The sequence below is a fragment of the Flavobacterium sp. GL_143 genome, from assembly GCF_057834355.1.
The window spans coordinates 2305063-2330823 of record NZ_CM174401.1 but is presented as its reverse complement, the minus strand read 5'-3'; the positions used below and the strand labels follow the sequence as shown (position 1 = coordinate 2330823).

Below are 25761 nucleotides of genomic sequence, written 5' to 3'. Positions count from 1 at the left end.
TCAATTTATACGTTCTAAACTAGCTTTTCCATTGGTTTTTATAACCTTGCGGTTAATTTTATATTAAAAACTCTCGATGTCATATAATTAGGAATTGCATATTGATTTTTAGAATACACATCACGAACCCAAGTATTTGTTATCGCATTTTGATTGTCAAAAAGATTGAAAATTTCGAACCCTAATGACAATTCTTTAAACTCTTTAAAAAACTTACTTTTTGCAACTTTATTATTATCAATAAAAACTTTAGAGAACCCAACATCTACTCGGCGGTAATCTTTTAACCTGTTTTGATATAAATACGGATCTGAATACGAAGGCGAACCTCCAGGCAATCCTGTATTGTAAACTAGATTTAAATATATTTTTACACTCGGAATATTAGGCATATAATCCTGAAACAAAAGAGCAAATTTTAATCGTTGATCTGTTGGTCTGGCTATATATCCTTTATCTTCATAATTCTCTTGTGTTTTTAAATATCCAAAACTAAACCACGATTCAGTTCCCGGCACAAACTCTCCATTTAATCTAAGATCTAGACCTTGAGCATAAGCCGTAGCATTATTATTGGCAATATATCTAATTCGAACATTATCGATAGTATAAATATTTACATCTGTTAATGATTTATAATACAACTCCGAAATAAGTTTAAATGGTCGATTCCACATTTTAAAATTATAGTCATTACTCAAAACTACATGTACAGATTGTTGTGCCTTTGTATTTGGTAATACTTCCCCACTTGCATCACGCAATTCTCTATAGAAAGGTGGCTGATGATATAACCCTCCCGAAAGTCTAAAAACCATATCCATGTTCCAATCTGGTTTTATAGAAAATTGAGCACGCGGACTAAATACTATCTGATTTTTTCCTTCGACAATTCCTCCTGAAACTTTCCAATCCTGAAAACGAACTCCTGCATTGTACCAAACTTCACTAGAACCTAAAGCTCCTTTTCGGCTCCATTGTGCATAACCCGAAAATCTATTTATAGTATTAAAATTTGTTGCTCTAACATTTTGATACGGTAACAATGGCCCAGTATAAGGTTCGTATGGCTGATCGTTTTTAGGCAAAACCACAAGAGGTGGATTTACCGAAAAACCTGCAGAATCAATCATCTCCCACTCTGCTACACGATCACGTATAGATTCACGAGTATATTTTACTCCAAATTCGATAAGGTTTTCTTCCCAATTATAAATTCCTTTTAATTCGGCATTTACTATTAAAGCATCTAAATCATTACGGGCATGATTTAATTGCGTACCAATTCCCTTAGTATAATCTACCTCTTGCAAAACAACCGAACCTTCACTATCTACTTCTCCTAAACGATATTGCGCCAAGATATCATAATGTTCTTGTTCTTGTGTATGAAATATAGAACCTATAAATTTTAACGTAAAATCTGAAGAAACATTATATGTTGATTTGATTGCCCCAAAATACGTATCATATTTATCTCTTTCTTGCCCTTCATAATATACCGCAAGCGCCATTGGTTTATCGATAGTTCCAAATTTGGTTTCACGAGTTAATGGCTGGTACAAATATTTATTTTGAGAAAGAGCTCCCAGAAAACTCCATTGCCATTTTGCCGAAGCGATGTAATTTACATTCGTCTGGATATCTGTATACGAAGGCGTATAATTAGTTTGAGTATCCTGGCTATTTACAAGCATACTATTATTACGATAACGAACTCCTGTAATTGCCGACCATTTTTTGTTTTTAGAAACCGCATCGACTGCAATACTTCCGCCAAGAAAACTAGCTTCAAAAGCTGCCGCAAATTTTGTTGGTTTTCTATAAGTAATATCTAGTACTGACGAAAGTTTATCTCCAAACTTAGATTGAAATCCTCCTGCCGAAAAATCTACATTCTGAACTAAATCTGTATTCGTAAAACTTAAACCTTCCTGTTGTCCTGAACGAATTAAGAAAGGACGATATACTTCGATCTCGTTTACATAAACCAGATTTTCATCATAATTTCCTCCACGAACAGCATATTGTGTACTAAGTTCATTATTACTATTTACACCTGGTAATGTTTTTAATATATTCTCAATTCCAGGATTAGCACCCGGAATTTTCTTTATCGTTACTGGATCTACAACTGTAATTCCCTGAACACGTTTTTTATTTGCCATAACAACAATTTCTCCCATTTGTTCGGCATAACTATTCATTACAGGATTAAAAACAAAAATTTCATTCGGTTTTAAATTCACTGTTATCGTCATCATTTTCTGTGAAACGTGAGTAAAAACAATAATCACTTTTTTATTAGACGGAACCAAAATATCAAAAAATCCATCCGAGTCGGATTGTGTAACATTTCCCGAATGGGAAACATTTACATCAACAACTGGAAGGTTACTTTCGTCCAAAATCACTCCTTTTACTCTAGCATTTTGAGCAAGTGAAACAAAACCAATACCTAAAAAAAGGAAAACAAATAGCAGATTCTTATTCAAAAGTTATATTTTTATTTTGTTTGACTTCTAAAAAAACGAGTCTCAAAGATAGCAGAATTCCCCACATTATCAACAACTTCTATTTTTAAATCATTCGCTCCTTCGGCTACAATACCATCATTAAAATCATGAGTTATCTTTTTGGTTTTATTATCATACTCAAACAAAATCCAATTTCCGTTTAAATACCCGTTGTAAGATTTAATCCCCGACATACTATCACTAATAGTAAACTGAATTTTCTTTACATCGCTAATCCATTTATCCTGAATTGTTTTTGCAATACTAATTGTTGGCTTAATTGTATCAAGAACTAACCCAAATTGCCCTAAGGTTTTTGACTTAGCTGTATAAACATTGTCTTTACGAGATGTAGCATTATAACTACCACTCTTTCCAGTAATTCTGCCTATATAAACTTTATCCTTAAGATTTTCGGGATATTTACCATCTTCTATAGTAATTGTAAAATTAGAATGAACCGGAACTGTATCGTCATGAATATAAATGCGATCATTTTTTACATCAAAATTCAAATTAAAATCATCATAAAATGTTCCCGCAGGAAAAAACACCGACATATTGTTCTTAGAGAAATTAGCATCCTTATTGTATTTTACCGAATAATTTGAAGCTTCAGGTGTCGGATTTACAATTGCAGGCAAAGAATCATACTGAACAGGAATATTAACTGTATTTATATTTCCATAAAAATCCGAAACTTCTACACGATACGCCGAAGCTAAATTTGGCACAACCGGAAGCACTCCGTTCAGAGCATCCGTTTTTATAATGCTCAAGGCAAAAGGCGTTTTCATAAACAATTTTTGCACTCTCTGCCCTGTTTTTTTATATCTAGGATAATCAATTAATGCGTTTATGTATCGCATTTCATCAAATGAATAAGTATTAAATTGATATCCGAAATTAGAATTTCCATTATAAAAAGACTCTACTTTATAAACTCCATTTTTATTAAACGAAACATCGTCATAATCTACAGCAGTAATTCCAAAACCAATTTTTCCGTTTGTAGCAACCCTATCAGACAAATAAGTTCCATCTTTTTGCAATGTCAAATTAAGCATTAAAGGTACTTTCGATTGATTGACAGTTGTATTATCGTCAAGCGGATAAACATATAAATTAGAAATTACTGGCTTTTTTGTATCTCTAACATATTTATCAAAACCAAAAAGCATTGGATTAATAACAAACTCCGTTTTAGAATCACGGAATTCAAAATGCAAATGCGGTCCCTCTGAAGAACCTGTATTTCCAGACAATCCTATCAATTGTCCTTTGGTAACAACCATTTCCCCAGGTTTCAAGAACATTTCGATTTCAAATGATTTCTCCTGATAATGCGTTTTCTTGATGTATTCCTGAATTGTCCCAACCATACTTTGCAAATGTCCATATACAGATGTGTAACCATTTGGATGTGTTACATACAAAGTTTTACCATTTCCGAAAGTCGAAATTTTAATTCTCGAGATATATCCATCGGCAACAGCATACACATTCAGCCCTTCTCTTTGATTTGTTTTTAAGTCAAAACCAGCATGAAAATGGTTTGGTCTTAACTCTCCAAAGTTCCCAGAAAGCTGCATTGGTATATCAAGAGGCGGTCTAAAATAGTCTTTCGGATAATCTGTCTGAGCAGAAATAAGATTACAAAATAGCAGAAAAAGTACAGAATATCTCATGATTTACATTTTTGCTAAGATAAAAAAAAGTTAGTAAAATAATTACTAAAATCACAAAATACAATACCTTGAATTCCATTAATTTGCTATTTTTAATGCAAAAAAATCGATAAAATATTGCATTAATAAAAAGGAATACTAACTTTGTATGATTAAGTAATGAATAGGATTTATAATGAGTGTAATTGCCGAAATAATTGATACTCTTGAATATAAAGTAGAAAAACTTTTTGCGAAGCTAAAAGGTTTAGAAAAAAACAATCAAGAACTAAAGTCAGAATTAACAGAGGCTAAGCACACCATACACAAACAATCGGAAGAGATTGAGGCCCTGAAAAAGCAGTATGAAACACTCAAAATCGCCAATTCTTTACTTGGCAGTAACGATAATAAGAGAGATACAAAGCTTAAAATAAATTCATTAATTCGCGAAATAGACCACTGTATAGCACAACTATCAGACTAGTAACAACATGGACGAAAAGCTTAAAATAAAAATATCAATCGCTGACAGAGTTTACCCACTAACGGTCGAACTATCACAGGAAGAAGGACTTAGAAGTGCTTCTAAAAAAATTGATGTTATGATTAAGCAATTTGAAGAAAACTATGCTGTTCGCGACAAACAAGACGTTTTAGCCATGTGTGCATTACAATTTGCATCGCAAGTAGAGCAAAAACAAATTGACAAAGCAACTGATAGTGATGAAACTATCGAAAGAATTAAAAGATTAAATACCCTTTTAGATCAATATCTCGAAAATTAAACGTTCTTTACAGAAACTAAGATACTGCCTACATTAGTTCATATTTGGTAAACTCAACACTAACAAATTAGAATGAGCAAATCATCACTACTAAAGCATGCCACGCTCCGGCGAGGAAACTTGAACAGTGAGTTAGCTCAAAACTTGTCTTTTCGAGTTTATACAAGCAACCTAATGTAGGCTTTTTTATATATAAATTTTAACAAACATGGACAGCATAATAACGATCATTATTTCAGGAATTATAGGTGTTGCTGGGGGTTTTGGGATAGCCAAAATCATAGAAAAAAGCAATATTTCCAATTTAATCAAGAACTCAAAAAAAGAAGCTGCATCGATTTTAAAAGATGCTAATCTGGAAGCCGAAAACATTAAGAAAGATAAAATTCTTCAAGCAAAAGAAAAGTTTATTGAATTAAAATCAGAGCACGAACAAGTAATTCTTGCAAGAGATAAAAAAGTAGCAGAAGTAGAAAAAAGAGTACGCGACAAAGAATCTCAAGTTTCTAATGAATTATCAAAAGCCAAAAAGACTAATGATGATTACGAAGCTAAAACTCAGGAATACACTAATAAAATTGAAGTTTTAGATAAAAAACAAGCTGAAGTTGATAAATTACACAAAAGTCAATTACAACAATTAGAAGTAATTTCAGGTCTTTCTGCAGAAGAAGCTAAAAACCAATTAATGGAAGGCTTAAAAGCAGAAGCAAGAAGCAATGCAATGTCTCATATTCAAGATACTATTGAAGAGGCAAAACTTACTGCACAACAAGAAGCCAAGAAAATCATCATTAACACAATCCAAAGAGTTGGAACAGAAGAAGCAGTAGAAAACTGTGTATCTGTATTCAATATCGAATCGGATGATGTAAAAGGAAGAATCATTGGTCGTGAAGGTAGAAACATCCGTGCGCTAGAAGCTGCTACAGGTGTTGAGATTATTGTAGATGATACTCCAGAAGCAATTATCCTTTCTTGTTTTGACCCTGTACGTAGAGAAATTGCTCGTTTAGCATTACACAAATTAGTTACAGACGGTCGTATTCACCCAGCACGTATCGAAGAAGTTGTTGCTAAAACTGCAAAACAAATTGATGACGAAATCATTGAAGTTGGAAAACGTACAGTAATAGATTTAGGAATTCACGGTTTACACCCAGAATTAATAAAAGTTGTTGGACGTATGAAATACCGTTCTTCTTACGGTCAGAACTTATTACAACACTCTAGAGAAGTATCTAAATTGTGTGGTATTATGGCTGCCGAATTAGGACTGAACGTAAAATTAGCCAAAAGAGCTGGTTTACTTCACGATATTGGTAAAGTTCCAGATACTGAAAGTGATTTACCTCACGCATTATTAGGAATGCAATGGGCTGAGAAATACGGTGAGAAAGAAGAAGTTTGTAATGCAATTGGAGCGCATCACGATGAAATCGAAATGAAATCACTATTATCGCCAATCGTTCAGGTTTGTGATGCTATTTCTGGTGCAAGACCTGGTGCAAGAAGACAAGTACTAGATTCTTATATCCAACGTTTAAAAGATCTTGAAGAAGTAGCTTACGGATTTAATGGAGTTAAAAACGCCTACGCTATTCAAGCTGGTAGAGAACTTCGTGTAATTGTAGAAAGCGAAAAAGTATCTGATGATAATGCTGCAAGTTTATCATTTGATATCTCACAAAAAATACAAACCGAGATGACTTACCCAGGTCAGGTTAAAGTAACAGTAATACGAGAAACAAGAGCAGTAAATATTGCAAAATAAGCTCTCTTTATATCATAAAAAAACTCCTCAATTGAGGAGTTTTTTTATTTATAATACTTTTCCTTTTTTTTACCATTAAAGGGTTAAGAAAAATTAATCTATGTATCTTATTTAACCGCAAAGGACGCAAGGATTTACGCAAAGTTCGCAAAGTTTTTGTTAGAGTAAATTCAAAGTTAATAGAGTATATACTCAATCTATTATATTTTACAATTGCACTAGCTAAAACCTTTGAATATTTTCTCTGTCTTGTCCCCTTTTCAGAAACCAACCCAAACTTACTCTAAAACTGTCAAGTTATTGATGGAGATTCTTCTATTCCGCTCAGAAAGGCAAGTTTGCGGGTATTACGCACGTTTTGAATCTTAGCACCTTAGAGCCTTTGCAACTCTGAACCTTTGCAACTCTGGACCTCAGAACCTACAAATCATCATTAAAAATAATCTTAAAAACGGTTCCTTCACCAACGACACTTTCTACAGAAACCTCCCCTTTCATAGATTCTATTTGGTTTTTTGTAATATACAATCCAATACCGCGAGCTTCTTTATGTTTATGAAAGGTTTTATACATCCCGAATATCAAATCACCATAGCGCTCTAAATCAATTCCGATACCGTTATCTTTAATTTTTAAAGCTTTGCGACCATCTGGCTCAATTGCAAAAATAAACTCGACTACAGGCGCTCTATCAGGATGAGCATATTTAATTGCATTCGTAGTAAAATTCAACAAAACACTTTCCAGATAGGCAGGATTAAAATTAATCGTTACATAATCTGGTACATTATTATGTATTATTATTTTGGTTTTTGCGCTAAATGCCTTGATTATAGAAACTGTCTTATCAATACTATACCCCAACTTAAGAGGTTTTATAACAATATTGAGATTACTCTGTATTTGAACAATCTGAGTTAAATTAGAAATAGTATCATTTAAATCATTAGAAACCGTCCTCAAATGCACCAACATCTCATCAATCGTTTCTTTACTATGATCTTCATCGATAAAATCAAGAATACTCTTAATATTACCTGCTTGAGTATTTAAATTATGAGAAACGATATGAGAAAAATTAAGCAATCGACTATTTTGATCACTAAATAGTTTCATCGTTTTAATGAGTTCCAACTCTTTCTCTTTTTGATAAGAAACATCTGTATGCGTACCCAAAACACGCAATGGCTTTCCGTTTGAATCTCTTTCGATAACTTTTCCCCGATCGAGAATCCATTTGTATTTACCACTAGAAGTTAATACACGATGATAATTTTCATAATAAGGTATTTTATTATCAAAATGCTCTTGAATATCCGAATAATACTTAGGTAAATCATCTGGATGCACGATTTTATCCCAACGTTCTGGATCATCAAAAATATCATTAGATTCTAATTCTAAAATTTTCAAGGATAAAGACGAATAAAATACTCTGTTTGTTACCATATCCCAATCCCAAACACCGACTGTAGAGGCGTCTAAAGCAAACTGAAACCTTTCTTCTGAAATTTTAAGTTTAAGCTCCTGATCTTTTATATCCGTTACATCCGAAATCCGTCCGTAGAAACTAACCTGACCACCTGGAGAACCTTCGGATTTTGCGCAAACTTTTAGCCACCGAATCCCTTTTTTTGGCAAAACTACCCTAAACTCAACTTCCCAGGGCGTTAGTGTTTTTCGGGCTTTAGATAGTGAAGTAATAAACATATGTCGATCTTCGGGATGCACTCTTTCATACATCGCAAATTTACTTCGATTTGTAAATTCTGTTGTTGGTAACTCAAAAATCTCTTCCATGGCTTTACTAACCAAAGGAAAAGAATAAGTATTATCGACATCGATAATAAATTGAAAGATTAAATCGGGAATTTCGGCAAATAGTTTTTTGTAAAAGTTATTCAACTTCTGACAATTTTCATCTTCATATAAATCAAAAACCATAATTGTGTCTGTGTAAGTTGACCATTTTATCCAGAATAAGACAAAATTGATACTATTATTTAAGGCTTAAAAAAACATAAAAGTTTCGTTTTTTATTGCTTATTATAAGTATGAGAACAAATTCTCTTTTTTACAAACAATACACCTCCAAGATATTAATTTTTTTTAAGATAAAAATAATATCATCTAAAATATTTTTGCCAAAAGTTTACTTTCTTGGATGAAAACTATGAATTACCTGTGTTAAATATGTTCTGTCTAAATGAACATATATTTCGGTTGTAGTGATAGATTCATGTCCTAGCATTAATTGTATTGATCGCAAATCGGCTCCATTCTCAAGCAAATGAGTAGCAAAAGAATGTCTTAAAGTATGTGGACTTATATTTTTATTTAAACCAATCTTAAAAGCCAGATCTTTGGTAATTGTAAAAATCATAGCTCTGGTTAGCTGACTTCCTCTTCGATTTAAAAACAAAGTATCTTCAAAACCTTTCTTAATGTTTAAATGCGACCGTACTAAATTAACATATAGCAAAATATATTTTTGAGTCGATTCTCCGATAGGAACAAAACGTTCTTTATTTCCTTTTCCAGTAATTTTAATAAATCCTTCTTCAAAAAATAAATCAGATATTTTTAATGCAACTAATTCTGAAACCCGAAGTCCACAGCCATATAAGGTTTCTAACATGGCACGATTTCTTTCTCCTTCATTAGAGCTTAAATCGATAGCAGCAATGAGTCTATCAATATCATCTACCGATAAAGTGTCTGGCAATTTTCTTCCTGTCTTAGGAGATTCTATAAGTTCTAAAGGGCTATTATTGCGATAATCTTCGAATATCAAATAATTGAAAAAACTTTTTAAACCCGAAATAATTCGAGCCTGAGAACGAGGGTTAACTTCTTTGGAAACTGAATAAATAAAATCCTGAACTGTTTCTTCATTAATTTGCACTGGAGAAACTTCAATTTCATTTTGAGTAAGAAAAAGACATAATCGCTCAATATCAAAAACATAGTTCTCGATTGTATTTTTAGATAAACCACGTTCTATCTTAAGATAGGATTGATATTCTTTTATATAACGAGTCCAGTTCATAAAACAAAGGAAAGCATTTTTTAATCATAAAAAAACCTTCTACTATCGCAGAAGGTTTTAACGTATATTTTAAAAAATAAAATTAGAATTTATATCCTAGAGATAAAGCCAAAACACTGTTTTTAGCACTATCATAATAATCATCTAAATCTTCATAATCTCCTCTATCAGCAACACCAGATAAACCAATAGTATAACGAATACCCACTGATAAATTTTCAGTAAAATTATATCCAGCTCCTAAATTAAAACCTATATCTGTAGATTTATAGAAATCTTTAGCATCTTCGCCATCAGCTTTAGCCGACAATAAGAAACCTATTTGTGGACCAGCCTCAACTGAGAATTCTTTTGTTACATAATATTTAGCTAGAACAGGGATATTCAAATAATTTAATTTAGTATCAAAATCGCCATCAAAAAAATCAAATTTCGCTCCTTGCGCAGAATACAAAAGTTCTGGCTGAATAAAAAATTTGTCCATAACTTTAATTTCTGCAAAACCTCCAACATGGAAACCAACTAAAGATTTAGTATCATAACCACCAGTGAAATTTGTGAGGTTAAGACCTCCTTTTACTCCAAATCTTGTTTCTTGAGCATTTGCAAATCCAAATGCTAAAATCGCAACCATAGATAAAATAATTTTTTTCATTTTTTATGTTTTGTTAAAATTTAGGAGACAAACCTAGAAAACAGCGCTTTAAATTCCAAAATTTCAGATTAAAAAAAAATATCTTATAAAACCAATCCTCATACCTTTCCAACTTCACAACACTGACTTAGAGCTTATTATTACTGTTTTTCTCACTAAATTTAGTGAGAGCAAATTTCTTTTAAACACAATAATAATTAACCATAAAAAACCTATAAATTAGATTTAAAGTCTTAAAAACTAAATCTAAAACTCTATTTAAATCATACATAAAAAAAACAACCCGTAAATATTTCTACTTAAGGGTTGCTAAATTGTAAAAAGTCAAACTAAGAATATCTTAAAAATAATATTCTAAAAGTTATTAAAATTTATATCCCACTGATAAAGAGAATACACTGTTATGAATTTTATTAGTAGAATCTTTTTCATTATTAATATCAGAAAGACCTACATTATATCTAAGCCCAGCAGAAAAATTTTCAGTAAAGTCGTAACCTGCCCCAAAATTTAGACCAAAATCAATAGACTTTACAGCATCTTCCATGTCAACTTCTTTTGAAAAACCTAAAATCTTAGCTTCAACTTTTGAACTAGTAAGAAATCCTATCTGAGGTCCTGCTTCTAAACTAAATTTTGGAGCTACATAATATTTTGCCATGATAGGCACATTTATATATCCTAATTTATAAATCACCTCAGCAGATTGCATATCACCATTTACATCAACGCCCCCTTTTTCTTTAGCTCCTTGTGCAGAATATAAAAGCTCAGGTTGAACAGAAAATTTATCTGTTACTTTAATTTCTGCAAAACCACCCACCTGAAAACCAACTCTGGTAGATGTGGATCCAACATCACCTGTGAAAGTAGAAAGGTTAATCCCTCCTTTTAAACCAAATTTAACTTCTTGTGCATTTGCGAATCCAAATGCTAAAACAGCAACAATTGATAAAGTAATTTTTTTCATTTTTTTGTATTTTAATAATTATGCAGTAAACGTAAATAAATATAGTTAAAATTCCTGCAAAAATAGAATGACAATAAACTAAAATTGATATTAGATTATACATAAAAAACAACCCTTAAATATTTCTACTTAAGGGTTGCTAAATTGTAAAAAGTCAAACTAAGAATATCTTAAAAATAATATTCTAAAAGTTATTAGAATTTATATCCTACTGATAAAGAGAATACGCTATTTTTAATTTTAGTATTGTCACCTTCTTCGAAATCAGCGATATTAGATAAACCTAAATTATATCTGATACCTGCAGAAAGATTTTCTGTGAAGTCATATCCAGCACCAAAATTTACTCCAAAGTCAATTGATTTGTAAGAATCTTTAACATCTTCATCACCAGAAGTAGTTCCAAAAAAGTCATCAGTTTCTGTAAAATCAGATTTAGCACTTAATAAAAATCCAATTTGAGGACCTGCTTCTAAACTAAATTTCTCAGCAACATAATATTTTGCCATTACTGGAATATTCAAATACGAAAATTTATTAGTGCTTTCATATCTATATCCTTCTTCTGATTGATCAATTTTTGCTCCTTGTAAAGAGTATAAAAGCTCAGGTTGAATAGAGAATTTCTCAGTTAATTTAATTTCTGCAAAACCACCAACTTGGAAACCAACTTTTGAAGAAACGTTTTCAACATCTCCTGTAAAAGTAGAAAGGTTAATCCCTCCTTTTACACCAAATTTAACTTCTTGTGCATTTGCGAATCCAAATGCTAAAACAGCAACAATTGATAAAGTAATTTTTTTCATTTTTTTGTATTATGTTAAGGTTTAAGCGGCAAACGTAAAAAAGTGCAAACGAAATTCCAATAAAATCATAAAAAAAACAAAAAATTAATAAAAACACGAAACCCTATTTTTATTCTTTATCTCTCTGAAAAGAAGAATGTTATTACTGTTTTTCTCACTAAATTTAGTGATGCCAAATTTGTTTTAAGTCTATTAAAAATTATTACTAAAAAACTTATAAATAAAAAAAAGCCTCTCATAAATTGATTATGAGAGGCTTTTAAAACGTAATTAAAATAGTTTAGAATTTATATCCTACTGATAAAGAAAATACGCTATTTTTAAATTTAGTATTATCTCCATCTCCGAAGTCAGTAATGTTAGATAAACCTAAATTATATCTAACTCCAGCAGAAATGTTTTCAGTAAAATCATATCCAGCACCAAAGTTTACTCCAAAATCAATTGATTTAAATTGATCTTTAACATCTACCTTTTCAGACTCATCTTCTCCAAATCCAGTAGATGAATACTCAGATTTAGCGCTTACTAAAAATCCGATTTGAGGTCCTGCTTCTAAACTAAGTTTTTCAATAACATAATACTTAGCCATTACTGGTACATTTAAGTATCCAAATTTTAATTTATTTTCTTCAGAATATCCAAACCCAGATACTTTATTCTTCGCTCCCTGAGTTGAATATAAAAGTTCAGGTTGAACAAAGAATTTATCTGATAATTTTATCTCTGCGAAACCTCCAACCTGGAAACCAACTTTTGAAGAGGCATCATAAATATCTCCTGTTAAAGTAGAAAGATTAATTCCTCCTTTTACACCAAATTTAACTTCTTGTGCATTTGAAAATCCAAATGCTAAAACTGCAATGATTGATAAAGTAATCTTTTTCATGATTTTATATTTTATAATATTAATACTACAAATATATAATAATATTAACATAAAATACTATTAATTAAAAAATGGGATGTAAATTCTATAAAACAATCTTTTATAAGTATAATTGAGTACCAGCCAATAGCAAGTATTTTTGCCCTTGAACAATCAAATTTGCTAGTAATTATTTAATGTAGAAAATTGGAATCTTTCTAATATTTAAACAATATTTGCAAATTATAAGAGTTTTAACTTACAGAAAAATCAATCAAACTTTTAAAAAGAATTTTATGAAAAGAATAATTTTAGTAGCTGTACTGTTCATAGCAACATCAGCAACAATGCAAGCACAATTATTACGTTTTGGTGTAAAGGCAGGGGTTAACTTTGCAAATCAAACTGGGGATAGTGCTTTTGACGGAATTGAAGTAGACAAAGAAGGAATCACTAGTTACCATGCGGGTGTAGTAGCGGAAATTAAATTACTTGAAAAATTCTCTATTCAACCTGAGCTTTTATACTCTACTCAAGGAGCAACTTATAAAACTGCTGTTGATGAATTTAAAAATGAATTAGGATATTTATCTATTCCTGTAATGGCTAAGTTTTATTTAACTAAATCATTTAGTTTAGAATTAGGACCTCAAGCATCTTTCTTATTAAGTGAGAAAAATGATTTTGATGTGAAAAATGGTGAAACTTTTGAGTTCGGTCTTAATGCAGGATTAGGATTTAAACTTACTGAAAACATTTTTGTTCAAGGTCGTTACGGAATAGGATTAACTGAAGCTTCAAAAAATGCAGATGTTAAAAACTCTGTTTTCCAACTTTCAGCTGGATTCATGTTCTAAGAAATAATATCACATACTTTTATAAAAACCGTTCTATTTATTGGAACGGTTTTTTTATTTTTACACCGCTACTAATGAAATGTTTTGAGTGAAATGTAAAATGGATTCAAAAACAAATCAGAATTGCTTAAAATTATAATACATGAAAATTATCATTATAAACGGACCAAATTTGAATCTTTTAGGAAAAAGAGAACCTGAAGTTTACGGATCTCAAACTTTTGAAGATTACTTTGAAACATTACAAACATCTTTCTCATCTATTGAACTAAGCTATTATCAAAGTAATATCGAAGGCGAATTAATTGGAAAAATACAAGAATTTGGTTTTAACTATGATGGTATTATTCTAAATGCGGGTGCTTATACACATACCTCAATAGGTATTGGCGATGCTATAAAAGCCGTTACGACTCCAGTTATCGAAGTACACATTTCTAATACTTATGCACGCGAAAGTTTCCGCCACCAATCGTATGTTTCTGGAAATGCCAAAGGCGTTATTCTAGGTTTTGGTCTAAAAAGTTACGAGCTTGCCATACGCTCTTTTTTATAGTTAAAGCGCTATAAATCATTTAACATAGTTTTAATAGGTTCATTTCTAACTTCTTTTATTTTTGAAATAAGAAATATACCTATATGAAAAACTTTATTTTATTTGCCTTTTTACTACTTTCATTTTCAAATTACGCACAGATTAAAGGAACAATTTCGGATGAAAAAGGAAATCCTCTACCGTTTGTTTCTATCTTCGAAGAGAATACTTATAACAGTACTACATCCAACGAACAAGGAAAATACCAGCTCAATATAAAAGAGATTGGAAAGAACAAAATCATATTTCAATATTTAGGGTTTAAAGCTCAAAAACTAACTGTTCCCTCTTCTGCATCACTATACACACTGGACGTAAAACTACTGGAAGAAAACTTCACTCTTAACGAAGTAATAATTAATCCTAAGGATAATCCCGCCAATGACATTATAAGAAGTGCGATTGCCAATAAAAAAGACAATTCGGAAAAAACAGGACGATACACAGCCGATTTTTATTCTAAAGGAATGTTCAAAATTAAAGATTTACCTAAAAAGATAATGGGTCTTAAAGTAGATATTGGTGATGAAATGGCCTCTAATCTCGACTCTACAGGAACAGGCGTTTTGTATCTATCGGAAACTATTTCTAAAATTACATTTGAGAAACCTGATAATCTTAAGGAGAAAATTATAGCTTCTAAAATTTCGGGTAACAATAAAGGGTATAGCTATAATACGGCAAGTTTATCTACTTATGATTTTTATAATAACACATTAAAGTTTGGTGTAAGAATGATTTCTCCTATTGCCGATAATGCCTTTAATTACTACAAATACAAACTAGAAGGAACTTTCTTTGATGAGAACAACCAGCAAATAAATAAAATAAAGGTTATCCCTAAACGTGATAAAGAACCAGTTTTTGAAGGATATATCTATATTATCGATGATAGTTTTGCCATTTATGCCATTGATCTCGATATAAAAGGGTATCGAATCAAGAATGAGCTAACGCAAATAATGAATCTTAAACAAAGCTTTAGTTATAATTCTAAAAATAAATTGTGGGCAAAAAATGCTCAAAGTTTATCTTTTACTGCTGGAGCATTTGGGGTTCAATTTACAGGAAAGTTTAATTATGTATATACCAATTATGAATTTCCTGATTCTTTTGAAAAGAAAACTTTCACTAATGAAATCGTAAGTTTTGAAACTAATGCTAATAAAAAAGATGATTCTTATTGGAATTCTATCCGCCCAATTCCTTTAACCATAGAAGAAAGTACAGATTATATCAAGAAAGATAGTTTACAAACTATTCGAACATCAAGAAAATACACCGATTCTATTGATGCCAAGAATAACAAGTTTAATTTTTTTGACATATTACTCGGTCATGAACACAAAAATACTTTCGAGAAATATTCATTTAAGTATAACGGACTATTAGATTTAAGCGCTCTTAGTTTTAATACTGTTCAGGGTGTTAATATTGGAACTGGTTTTTCTTATAAAAATTGGAATGAGGAAAAAGGGAAAGAAACCTCAATAAGTACCGCAATAAATTATGGGTTCTCGGATGAGCGCCTGCGTGTTACTGGCGAATTTAAGCATACCTTTAATCATCAAAATTATGCTACAATCTTTGCTTCTGGAGGTACAAAAGTAAGCCAGTTTAATAATAGTGAACCTATAAATAATTTTATTAATTCGGTAAGTTCTTTATTCTTTAAGGATAACTATATGAAAGTTTACAATCTGGAATTTGCTCAACTAGCCTATACTCAAAATGTAGCCAACGGCATTATTATAGGTGCAAAAGTTGCGTATGAGCAACGTAAACCTCTTTTTAATACTACCGATTACTCTTTCTTTAATAAGGATGATTTTTACTCTTCTAACAATCCGCTTGCGCCAAATGACTTTGTAAATTCACCTTTTGAGAAACATCATTTGGTAAAAGCTAATTTGAACACTAGAATTAGTTTTGGTAACAAATATATTTCCAGACCAGACGGAAAATATAATATTAAGAATGAGAAATACCCAACCTTATCTTTAGGCTATGAAAAAGGTTTAGCTGCCAGCGAGAAAAAATATGAATTTGATCTTATAAGTGCAGCAGTACGATATGATTTAACTTTAGGAAATAAAGGGCTTTTGGGAATAAATCTAAAAGCAGGTAAATTTTTTAATGCCGAGAACATCGCTTTTATGGATTACAAACATTTTAACGGAAACCAAACTCATATTGGTCAAGCCGATAGATATCTGAATGTATTTAATCTGTTACCATATTACACAAATAGTACAAACGATAGCTATTTTGAGGTTCATATGGAGCATAATGACAATGGATATATTATGAACAAGATTCCTTTATTGAATAAATTAAAATCAACTTTAAATATAGGATTCCATTCTCTTGAAATTCCAAATACTAAGCCCTATTCTGAATTTACAGTTGGATTAGACAATCTTGGTTTCGGAAAATTCAGAATGTTTCGTGTAGATTATGTTCACTCTTACCAAAACGGAATACAACAAAACGGAGTAGTTTTTGGATTGAAGTTTCTTAATATTCTGGAGTAGTTTAGTGATGATTTCACGCAGATTCCTTCCAAACTTGTCACTTCGACAAAGGAGAAATCACATTAGTAAGTAGAAATTTGAGAATGAATCTTTGTCAAAGTAAAAAAACTTTGACAAAGTTACCTTAGTCCTCAGAACCTTTGTTCCTTTGTTCCTTTGTTCCTTTGAACCTTAAAAAAAACTTTAAACCTTAAAAAAAAATCCGTTTACTCTATATAAAAGAATAAACGGATTTCGTTTTTTGTCTTGCTAAAAGAAATCTTAGCTCCTCAGAACCTTTGTTCCTTTGAACCTTTAAAAAAAACCTTTGAACCTTAAAAATCAATGATAATCATCTGGCTCAATATGAATTAAAACATTCCCTAATTGGGGTATTTTTTCTTTTAGTGTATCTTGTAATTTATGTGAAAGTTCATGTCCTTCTTTTACCGAAATTTTAGCAGATACGATGGCATGAAGATCTACATGATACTTCATTCCTGCTTTACGAATAAAACATTTCTCGGTTCCCAGAATACCTACTACGGTTAAAGATTTTATTCTGATTTCTTCGACTAAATCATCATTCAAATTTTCGTCCATTATTTCGCCAAGCGCTGGTCTGAAAATTTTATAACTGTTGTATAAAATAAAGAAAGCTGCAAAAAGTGCTGCCCAATCATCAGCCGATTCGTAACCTTTCCCCATGATTAGCGCAATCGAAATTCCGATAAAAGCTGCTACAGATGTAATTGCATCACTACGATGGTGCCAGGCATCTGCTGCTAATGATGAACTATTGGTTTGTTTGCTACGTTTCATTACCAATCGAAAAGAATATTCTTTCCAAACAATAATTGCTCCTAATACATACAAAGTCCAGGATTTTGGCAAATCATGCGAGGTTTGGATATTGGCAATACTTTCGTAACCAATAATTGTTGCTGAAGTAATTAAAAATCCAACGACCAAAAATGTGATTAAAGGTTCTGCACGACCATGTCCGTAAGGATGATTTTCATCTGCTGGTTTGTTAGAATATTTAATTCCAAATAGTACCAAACAGGACGAAAATATATCGGTAGTCGATTCAATCGCGTCTGCAATTAAGGCATAAGAATTGCCAAAAAAACCTGCCAAGCCTTTTATAACGGCTAAGCAGGTGTTTCCAACTATACTAAAGTATGTAGCTTTTATAGCTTTTTGTTCATTCGTCATTTGAGGATTTTATCTACGCTCTCACGATTTTTGCTCCAATTGCTCTTAAACGCTCGTCGATACGTTCGTATCCACGGTCGATTTGTTCTATATTTTGTATTGTACTTGTTCCTTTTGCTGATAGAGCTGCAATTAATAATGAAATTCCAGCACGAATATCTGGAGATGACATTGTCGTTGCTTTTAATTGTGACTCGAAGTTATGTCCCATAACAACGGCTCTATGCGGATCACATAACATAATTTTTGCTCCCATGTCGATTAGTTTGTCTACGAAAAACAAACGGCTTTCGAACATTTTTTGGTGAATTAAAACATCTCCTTTTGCTTGTGTTGCCACAACCAAAACGATACTTAATAAATCTGGTGTAAATCCTGGCCATGGCGCATCGGCAATGGTTAAGATTGATCCATCGATATCTGTTTTAACTTCATATCCATTTACGTGAGCAGGGATATAAATATCATCACCACGTTTTTCTATTGTGATTCCTAATTTTCTGAATGTATTAGGGATAAGCCCTAGGTTTTCCCAACTTACATTCTTGATTGTGATTTCGCTTTTTGTCATTGCTGCCAACCCTATCCAAGATCCGATTTCGATCATATCTGGAAGAATTCTGTGCTCGCAACCACCTAAACTTTCTACTCCTTCGATTGTTAATAAGTTTGAACCTACTCCTGAGATTTTTGCTCCCATAGAGTTCAACATCTTACACAATTGTTGTAAGTAAGGCTCGCAAGCTGCGTTGTAAACTGTTGTTTGTCCTTTGGCTAAAACTGCTGCCATTACAATATTTGCAGTTCCTGTTACTGATGCTTCGTCAAGCAACATATCGGTTCCGATTAATCCTTCTGGAGCTTCAACACCATAAAAGTGATCTTCTCTATTATATCTAAATTTCGCTCCTAGATTAATGAATCCCTCAAAGTGAGTATCTAATCTACGACGACCTATTTTATCTCCTCCTGGTTTAGGAATATATCCTTTTCCGAAACGTGCCAAAAGCGGCCCAACAATCATGATTGAACCACGAAGTGCTCCACCTTCTTTCTTGAAAGCTTCAGTTTCCAGGTAGTTTACATTTACCTCATCGGCTTGAAATGTAATTGAACCTGGTTCGTTTTTTTGAATTTTTACGCCTAAATTTCCTAAAAGCGTAATTAATTTATTGATATCAATAATATCAGGAATGTTATTAATCTTTACTTTTTCTGAGGTTAAAAGTACCGCGCATAAAATTTGTAACGCTTCATTTTTTGCACCTTGTGGAGTGATTTCTCCTTTTAAAGGAATTCCACCTTCGATTTTAAAAATTCCCATATTCTTTTTTGATAAGTTGCTAAGGTTCTGAGATTCTGAGGTTCTGAGCTAAGAAATCTTAGCAACTTAGTCCCTTAGGATCTTAGTAACTTTATTAAACATTTTTTTGATTATTATTCTCTTTGTAAGTTTCTAAGGTTCTGAAATTCTAAGGTACTGAGCTAAAAATCTTAGCGCCTTAGTCACTTAGCATCTTAGCGACTTTTTTATTTTTGATTATTATTCTTTTGAAACGGCTTTGATTTCCCTGGTCCTTTTATATTCTTATTGTTCTGAATTTTAGGCTGTCCAGCTGGTGTGATTTTATTAGATATACGTTTGTTAGTACGTAATAAATCTGTTGTGTTTAGGAGTTCTTCTGTGCTTTGTAGAAGATTTATTTTACCATCTGACAGTTCGTACAAATGTTCAAAAATAACATCATCTTTTACGGTATCCTTGTTCCAGCTCAGGTAAGATTTTTTCATGTGATTGGCAATTACCAATACTAATGCATTTTTCATCTCACCATCTTCCCATTTGTTGGCAACATCTATCATGTATTTGATGTTGTTACCATAATACCTGTATTTTGGGTAATTTTGAGGGTATTTTAATACATCTGGTTTTAGCTGTAATACTTCGCGAGAAGGGATTGGGTAAGGAGATTCAACATCTAATTTAAAATCAGACATGATAAAAAGCTGATCCCAAAGTTTGTGTTGAAAATCGGGTACATCACGCAAATGCGGATTCAAGCTTCCCATTACCTGAATAATATATTTGGCTGCTTTGTTACGTTGTTCAACGTCTTCAATAGCAGTAGCCTGATCTATCAATTTTTGCAAATGACGACCATACTCTGGAATGATTAAATGTTGTCTTTCAGAATTGTATTCTAAATTAAAAACAACATCATTCGCATTTTCTTTTTTATATTTTTCGATCATATTTATAGTGAAACTATACCTTCAATTGTAGAAACTTCTTGGTATTTACTGATTACTTCATCTGAGCTTTTCATAGTAACATCTACCGAAACACTGGTAAACTTACCCGTTTTGGATTTTGTAGTTTTAATTACTGCTCCCATACTATCAAAAGCTTTCTCTACGCGCTCAACATTATCTGCTACTGAAGGCACAATAAATTTATACAAATATTCTGCTGGCCAAGTGTTACTGTTGTCTAACTCAACCTTTAATCTTTCGTAAAATTCGGCGGTGGTTTTTTCTTTATCTTCGTCCATTCTTTCATTAAAATAGACGCAAATATACGGTTTTGATTTGAGATTTTATATTTAGCATTTATGATTTTTTTATAATGCGAAACATTAGCCCAAATTAACCTTATTTTACTCTTTTACAAGACCAAACACACTTCTTAAAATTTGTTAAAACTCGGGATTTTAGCCTATCCTGTTTTATTATTTTATCTTTGGGTAATTGAACACGCATTATAATAAAAATACCACCACAATGAGAATGCCTTTTTTACATTTATTACTTTTTATCTTTTTTACTTCATTTTCTATTACCGCACAAGAAATCAAAACGTTAACTTATTTCGAGAATGATTCCATTAAACTAGATCTTGATTTATACTTGCCCCTAAAAAAATCAGACAAGAAAATACCGCTTGTGATTTTTGCTCACGGTGGCGGCTTTTCGGGTGGAGATCGTTTTGGTGAAAAAAATTTCGCCATGAGTCTTGCTCAAAACGGAACCGCAGTTGCTAGTATTTCGTACACTTTATATATGAAGAATAAAGATTTTGGATGCAACTCAACTTTACCTGAAAAAATTAAAACCATTCAAATTGGTGTTAGCGATATGTGGCAAGCAACTTCTTTTATGATTAAAAATAAAGACTCCTATAATATCGATACTTCAAAGATTTTTATTGCCGGAATTAGCGCTGGTGCTGAAATTGCATTTCATGCTACTTTTTGGGATTACTCTATAATGAATTTATACTCGAATAACTTGCCAAGTGATTTTAAATATGCAGGTCTTATCGGCGGATCTGGCGCGATTATGAATGTAGATTTTATTAATGCTAAAAATGCAATTCCAATGTTACTTTCTCACGGCAGTGAAGACTCCACCGTTCCTTACGCAACTGGCTCGCATCGTTCCTGCCCAAATGATTCTATGGGATTCATGACTCTTTCGGGTTCTTATTCGGTTTACAATAAAATGACTTCTCTTAAAAAAAATATCGTACTTATTACCTCTTGCGGTGGCGGACATGAATTTTGCGGTTATCTATTTGGCAAAGAACCTGATTATGTTCTTGACTTTATAAACAATATAATCGCAAAAAGGAAATTTGAATCGCATATTATTATTCCGAATACGAAGAAATCGGAAGGTTTATCGGAATACTCTTTTTGCAATTAAAAAAAAACTTTACGCTTAAAGCTTTACGCCTTATGCTTTTTACCAAATTAATCCTAGTACAAAAAATTATAACCTCAATAGCCCTGATGGAAGTGCAAATCCTTTTTCTTTTTTTCTTTAAAAAAGGAAAAGATTGAAGCGAACAGCAGGAACTTTACCTACAAAAAAACTCTAAATCATTCGCTTCAAGAAAATAATCTTGTATTATACCAATAAGTTTAGGTAAATTTGCACTTTATTTTTAGAAAGTGCAGAAAGAAATTATTGTTATTATTGGTGGCCCGGGTACGGGAAAGTCTACTATTATTGATGGTTTGGTAGCCGATGGATATTGCTGTTATCCCGAAATTTCGAGACAAGTAACGCTGGAGGCCCAAAAAGAAGGAATCGAACAATTGTTTCTTGAAAAGCCCTTGTTGTTTAGTGAAAAGTTACTCGAAGGACGGATTAAACAATTCGAGAATGCACAACAAGAACCTTCGGAAGTTGTGTTTATTGACCGCGGAATTCCTGATGTTGTAGCCTATATGGATTATATAGGTGATGATTATCCGGAACATTTTAAAGCTGCGTGCGAGGACTGCAAATATTCTAAAATTTTTCTGCTTCCACCCTGGGAAGAAATTTACATGAGTGACGGTGAACGTTACGAAAATTTTGAACAAGCCAAAACTATTTACAGCCATCTGGTAGAAACGTATAAAAAATACGGTTACGAACTTATTGAGGTTCCTAAAGATACTGTATCTAACCGAATTCTTTATATCTTAGATAAAATTTAGTCGGAGTTTTTAAGGTTGGTAAAACTAGAAACTGTTTTCTAAATTGTTAACTTTAATCCTGACAAATGCAAGAAGCATTATCGATTCTTCAAAAATACTGGAAACATGATAGTTTCCGACCTTTGCAAAACGAAATCATTGATTCGGTTTTAAATGGTCAGGATACTTTTGCCTTATTGCCAACTGGCGGCGGAAAATCTATTTGTTTTCAGGTTCCATCGATGATGAAGGAAGGAATCTGCCTGGTAGTTTCACCTTTGGTAGCATTAATGAAGGATCAGGTTGCTAATTTGCAAAAAAGAAACATAAAGGCAATTGCTCTTACTGGCGGAATCGCTACTGAAGAAATTATTAATCTTCTTGACAATTGCCAATTTGGGAATTATAAATTTTTATACCTGTCACCAGAACGATTACAATCGGACTGGATTCTTGACCGCATAAAAAACTTACCTATAAATTTTATTGCCATAGATGAGGCACATTGTGTCTCGCAATGGGGACACGATTTCCGTCCTGCATATTTAAAGATTTCGGAATTAAAGAAACATTTCCCTAAGATTCCGTTTCTTGCTCTGACTGCAACGGCGACTCCAAGGGTTATTGAAGACATCAAAACTGAATTAGGATTAAAAGACCCAAAACTTTTCCAGCAATCTTTTGCCAGAGAAAATATCGCCTACATGGTTTTTGAGGTCGAAGATAAATTATACAGAACGGAGCAGATTCTTAAAAAAAATCCGCAACCATCTATTATATATGTACGTAATAGAAAATCCTGTTTGAGTATTTCGGCTCAATTACAATCTTTAGGTTTTAAAGCTACCTATTATCATGGTGGTCTTACTACTAAAGAAAAAGACAAGAACATGCAATTATGGATGAGCGAAGAAGCTCAGGTTATTGTTGCCACAAATGCTTTTGGGATGGGGATTGATAAACCCAATGTAAAAACTGTAATTCATACCCAATTACCCGAAAACATCGAAAACTATTATCAGGAATCTGGACGTGCGGGACGTAATGGCGAAAAATCTTTTTCGGTTTTACTCACTAGCGCATCAGACACTGCTAATGCCGAAAATCAGTTTATTCAAAATTTAGCCGATAAAAGTTTCCTTAAAAAGATGTACGTTAAGCTTTGTAATTATTTTCAGATTGCCTACGGCGAAGGAATTAATGAAGAGTTTGCTTTTAATCTGAATCGGTTTTGCCATAAATACGACTTCCCTACTTTAAAAACATACAATGCTTTACAGTTTTTAGACCGTCAAGGAATTATTACTTTATCTCAAAGTTTTTCGGAAAAAATCACAATGCAATTTCTTATCGAATCGAGAGAAGTAATACGTTATACGAGTTTAAACTCTAATGACGAGGAAATTATTCTGGCAATTTTACGTACTTACCCTGGTATTTACGAAATGAAAACTCCGTTTAACCTGCAATTGATTGCTAAAAAATCAAATAGCTCTGAAGCTGAAGTTCATACCGTTTTAGAAAAATTAAAAGAAAAAGAAATCATTGAGTATAATAGCAAAAACAATGATGCCTCTATATTATTTAATGAAGTACGAGAAGATGACCTTACTATTAATAGGGTCTCAAAATATCTTGAAAAACAGAATAATTTAAAGAAAGACCAATTACAATCGGTTCTAGACTATGTAAACGAGAAAAAAACTTGCAAAAGCAAATTGATTCTGGATTATTTTGGAGAAAAAACAACTACCGATTGTGGTATTTGTTCTTATTGTATTACCAAAAAAGTCAAAAAGACAAACAACTCTGTCGCACAAACTATTCTTGATTTATTAAAAACTGAAGATTTGAGCTCTAGAGATATCCAAACACGCACTAACAATAGTGCCGATGATGTTGTTCATACTTTACAAGAATTACTAGAGGACAATCGCATCATAATAAAACCGAATAATAAATATACATTAAAATCATAATGGAAAAATTAAGAATCATATTTATGGGAACTCCTGAATTTGCAGTAGGAATTCTAGATACCATAATAAAGAACAATTATAATGTTGTAGGTGTTATTACCGCAGCAGACAAACCAGCAGGACGTGGTCAGAAAATAAAATATTCGGCTGTAAAAGAATACGCGTTAGCAAATAACCTTCCTTTATTACAACCTACCAATTTAAAAGACGAAGATTTTTTATCGGAGTTAAAATCTTTAAATGCTAATTTGCAAATTGTTGTTGCTTTTAGAATGTTACCTAAAGTTGTTTGGGAAATGCCTTTGTTAGGAACATTTAATCTTCATGCTTCTCTCCTTCCTAATTATCGCGGTGCTGCTCCTATAAACTGGGCTATAATAAATGGTGAAACCAAAACTGGTGTTACTACCTTTTTTATAGATGATAAAATTGATACCGGAGCAATGATTCTTAGTTCTGAAACAGAAATAGAACCAACAGAAAATGCAGGTCAATTACATGATCGCTTAATGCAGTTAGGAAGCGAAACAGTTATTGAGACTTTACAAGCTATTGAATCAGGTAACTCAACCACTATAATTCAAGAAGACAATGCCGATATTAAAACGGCATACAAACTAAATAAAGAAAACTGCAAAATCGACTGGACAAAACCTGCAGCTGTAATTAATGATTTAATAAGAGGTTTAAGCCCTTATCCTGCAGCCTGGACTTTTCTTAAAGATAAAGAGGAAGAATTAAGCGTAAAAATCTATGAAGCTAAACCTATTTTGGAAGCGCATAATCTAGAAATAGGCACTTTAATTAGCACCAAAAAAGAGATTAAAATTGCAGTTACTGATGGCTATATTCAATTATTAAGCTTACAATTGCCCGGAAAAAAACGAATGGCGGTTGCAGAATTACTAAATGGGATTACTTTTTCTGACAACACAAAGGTCTACTAACATCAACAAAATAAGGCTACTCACTAAATTTAGTGATGCTTTTAGGTTGCTTTATGAACAAAAAAAGCAAGTTATTAACAATTCAAACTAAAA

The 25761-nt window shown here is 32.2% G+C and carries 22 protein-coding genes; 10 read left to right on the top strand and 12 right to left on the bottom strand.

Going from position 1 to position 25761, the window contains the following annotated elements:
- Positions 1-38: 38 nt before the first annotated feature.
- Both AC3IPI_RS10215 and AC3IPI_RS10210 read right to left on the bottom strand, forming a co-directional pair.
- The gene (locus tag AC3IPI_RS10215) at positions 39-2495 is read right to left on the bottom strand and encodes a TonB-dependent receptor (RefSeq protein WP_489158848.1); all 2457 of its coding nucleotides are present in this window, start codon (positions 2493-2495) and stop codon (positions 39-41) included.
- An 11-nt stretch (positions 2496-2506) separates the two neighbouring features.
- Entirely contained in the window at positions 2507-4204 is a 1698-nt protein-coding gene (locus tag AC3IPI_RS10210) for a M23 family metallopeptidase (RefSeq protein WP_489158846.1), read from the bottom strand.
- 175 nt (positions 4205-4379) lie between these two features.
- Here AC3IPI_RS10210 and AC3IPI_RS10205 point away from each other — a divergent pair, with 175 nt between their 5' ends.
- From AC3IPI_RS10205 to rny, 3 genes are all read left to right on the top strand, one after another.
- Positions 4380-4670: a hypothetical protein gene (locus AC3IPI_RS10205; RefSeq protein ID WP_039119394.1), complete on the top strand. Its 291-nt coding sequence runs from the start codon at positions 4380-4382 to the stop codon at positions 4668-4670.
- A gap of 7 nt (positions 4671-4677) precedes the next feature.
- A complete protein-coding gene (locus AC3IPI_RS10200; protein ID WP_039112262.1) occupies positions 4678-4971 on the top strand; it encodes a cell division protein ZapA in 294 nt (97 codons plus the stop codon).
- A gap of 208 nt (positions 4972-5179) precedes the next feature.
- Complete coding sequence (rny, locus tag AC3IPI_RS10195; RefSeq protein ID WP_039112263.1) at positions 5180-6745, top strand: ribonuclease Y; 1566 nt, start codon at positions 5180-5182, stop codon at positions 6743-6745.
- Positions 6746-7165: 420 nt separating this feature from the next.
- Here the strand turns inward: rny and AC3IPI_RS10190 are convergent, their stop codons facing one another.
- The 6 genes from AC3IPI_RS10190 to AC3IPI_RS10165 all read right to left on the bottom strand — a co-directional run bounded on the left by AC3IPI_RS10190 (position 7166) and on the right by AC3IPI_RS10165 (position 13114).
- Positions 7166-8689: a sensor histidine kinase gene (locus AC3IPI_RS10190; protein ID WP_489158843.1), complete on the bottom strand. Its 1524-nt coding sequence runs from the start codon at positions 8687-8689 to the stop codon at positions 7166-7168.
- 208 nt (positions 8690-8897) lie between these two features.
- Positions 8898-9794: a site-specific tyrosine recombinase XerD gene (gene xerD / locus AC3IPI_RS10185; protein WP_489158841.1), complete on the bottom strand. Its 897-nt coding sequence runs from the start codon at positions 9792-9794 to the stop codon at positions 8898-8900.
- A gap of 82 nt (positions 9795-9876) precedes the next feature.
- Positions 9877-10449: a porin family protein gene (locus AC3IPI_RS10180; RefSeq protein ID WP_489158839.1), complete on the bottom strand. Its 573-nt coding sequence runs from the start codon at positions 10447-10449 to the stop codon at positions 9877-9879.
- 364 nt (positions 10450-10813) lie between these two features.
- On the bottom strand, positions 10814-11419 hold the full coding sequence (locus tag AC3IPI_RS10175) for a porin family protein (protein WP_489158837.1): 606 nt from the start codon (positions 11417-11419) through the stop codon (positions 10814-10816).
- Between the two features lie 194 nt (positions 11420-11613).
- Complete coding sequence (locus tag AC3IPI_RS10170; RefSeq protein ID WP_489158835.1) at positions 11614-12225, bottom strand: porin family protein; 612 nt, start codon at positions 12223-12225, stop codon at positions 11614-11616.
- Positions 12226-12505: 280 nt separating this feature from the next.
- Positions 12506-13114 carry a porin family protein gene (locus AC3IPI_RS10165; RefSeq protein WP_489158833.1) on the bottom strand — a complete coding sequence of 203 codons (609 nt, stop codon included), beginning with the start codon at positions 13112-13114 and terminating at the stop codon, positions 12506-12508.
- Positions 13115-13389: 275 nt separating this feature from the next.
- Between AC3IPI_RS10165 and AC3IPI_RS10160 the strand changes: the two genes are divergently transcribed.
- The 3 genes from AC3IPI_RS10160 to AC3IPI_RS10150 all read left to right on the top strand — a co-directional run bounded on the left by AC3IPI_RS10160 (position 13390) and on the right by AC3IPI_RS10150 (position 17079).
- Positions 13390-13950: a porin family protein gene (locus AC3IPI_RS10160; RefSeq protein WP_409415648.1), complete on the top strand. Its 561-nt coding sequence runs from the start codon at positions 13390-13392 to the stop codon at positions 13948-13950.
- Positions 13951-14092: 142 nt separating this feature from the next.
- Complete coding sequence (aroQ, locus tag AC3IPI_RS10155; RefSeq protein ID WP_489158831.1) at positions 14093-14506, top strand: type II 3-dehydroquinate dehydratase; 414 nt, start codon at positions 14093-14095, stop codon at positions 14504-14506.
- A gap of 83 nt (positions 14507-14589) precedes the next feature.
- Positions 14590-17079, top strand: coding sequence for a DUF5686 and carboxypeptidase regulatory-like domain-containing protein (locus tag AC3IPI_RS10150; protein WP_489158829.1), 2490 nt, complete (start codon positions 14590-14592; stop codon positions 17077-17079).
- Between the two features lie 321 nt (positions 17080-17400).
- On the opposite strand, the gene AC3IPI_RS10145 is transcribed toward AC3IPI_RS10150, so the two are convergent.
- The 4 genes from AC3IPI_RS10145 to AC3IPI_RS10130 form a co-directional block, all read right to left on the bottom strand.
- Positions 17401-18276, bottom strand: coding sequence for a cation diffusion facilitator family transporter (locus AC3IPI_RS10145; protein WP_039112272.1), 876 nt, complete (start codon positions 18274-18276; stop codon positions 17401-17403).
- A gap of 13 nt (positions 18277-18289) precedes the next feature.
- Complete coding sequence (murA, locus tag AC3IPI_RS10140) at positions 18290-19600, bottom strand: UDP-N-acetylglucosamine 1-carboxyvinyltransferase (protein WP_039118053.1); 1311 nt, start codon at positions 19598-19600, stop codon at positions 18290-18292.
- Between the two features lie 206 nt (positions 19601-19806).
- Positions 19807-20529: a DUF4290 domain-containing protein gene (locus AC3IPI_RS10135; RefSeq protein ID WP_039112274.1), complete on the bottom strand. Its 723-nt coding sequence runs from the start codon at positions 20527-20529 to the stop codon at positions 19807-19809.
- Positions 20530-20531: 2 nt separating this feature from the next.
- The gene (locus AC3IPI_RS10130; RefSeq protein ID WP_039112275.1) at positions 20532-20828 is read right to left on the bottom strand and encodes a DUF493 family protein; all 297 of its coding nucleotides are present in this window, start codon (positions 20826-20828) and stop codon (positions 20532-20534) included.
- 229 nt (positions 20829-21057) lie between these two features.
- On the opposite strand from AC3IPI_RS10130, the gene AC3IPI_RS10125 reads away from it, so the two are divergent.
- The 4 genes from AC3IPI_RS10125 to fmt all read left to right on the top strand — a co-directional run bounded on the left by AC3IPI_RS10125 (position 21058) and on the right by fmt (position 25668).
- Positions 21058-21981: an alpha/beta hydrolase fold domain-containing protein gene (locus AC3IPI_RS10125; protein WP_489158825.1), complete on the top strand. Its 924-nt coding sequence runs from the start codon at positions 21058-21060 to the stop codon at positions 21979-21981.
- A 248-nt stretch (positions 21982-22229) separates the two neighbouring features.
- Positions 22230-22763, top strand: a complete 534-nt coding sequence (locus AC3IPI_RS10120) for an AAA family ATPase (RefSeq protein WP_039112277.1) — start codon at positions 22230-22232, stop codon at positions 22761-22763.
- Between the two features lie 65 nt (positions 22764-22828).
- Entirely contained in the window at positions 22829-24721 is a 1893-nt protein-coding gene (locus AC3IPI_RS10115; RefSeq protein WP_489158823.1) for a RecQ family ATP-dependent DNA helicase, read from the top strand.
- Positions 24721-25668: a methionyl-tRNA formyltransferase gene (gene fmt, locus AC3IPI_RS10110; RefSeq protein ID WP_489158821.1), complete on the top strand. Its 948-nt coding sequence runs from the start codon at positions 24721-24723 to the stop codon at positions 25666-25668. Before AC3IPI_RS10115 ends, fmt begins: the two co-directional genes overlap by 1 nt.
- Positions 25669-25761 lie beyond the last annotated feature (93 nt).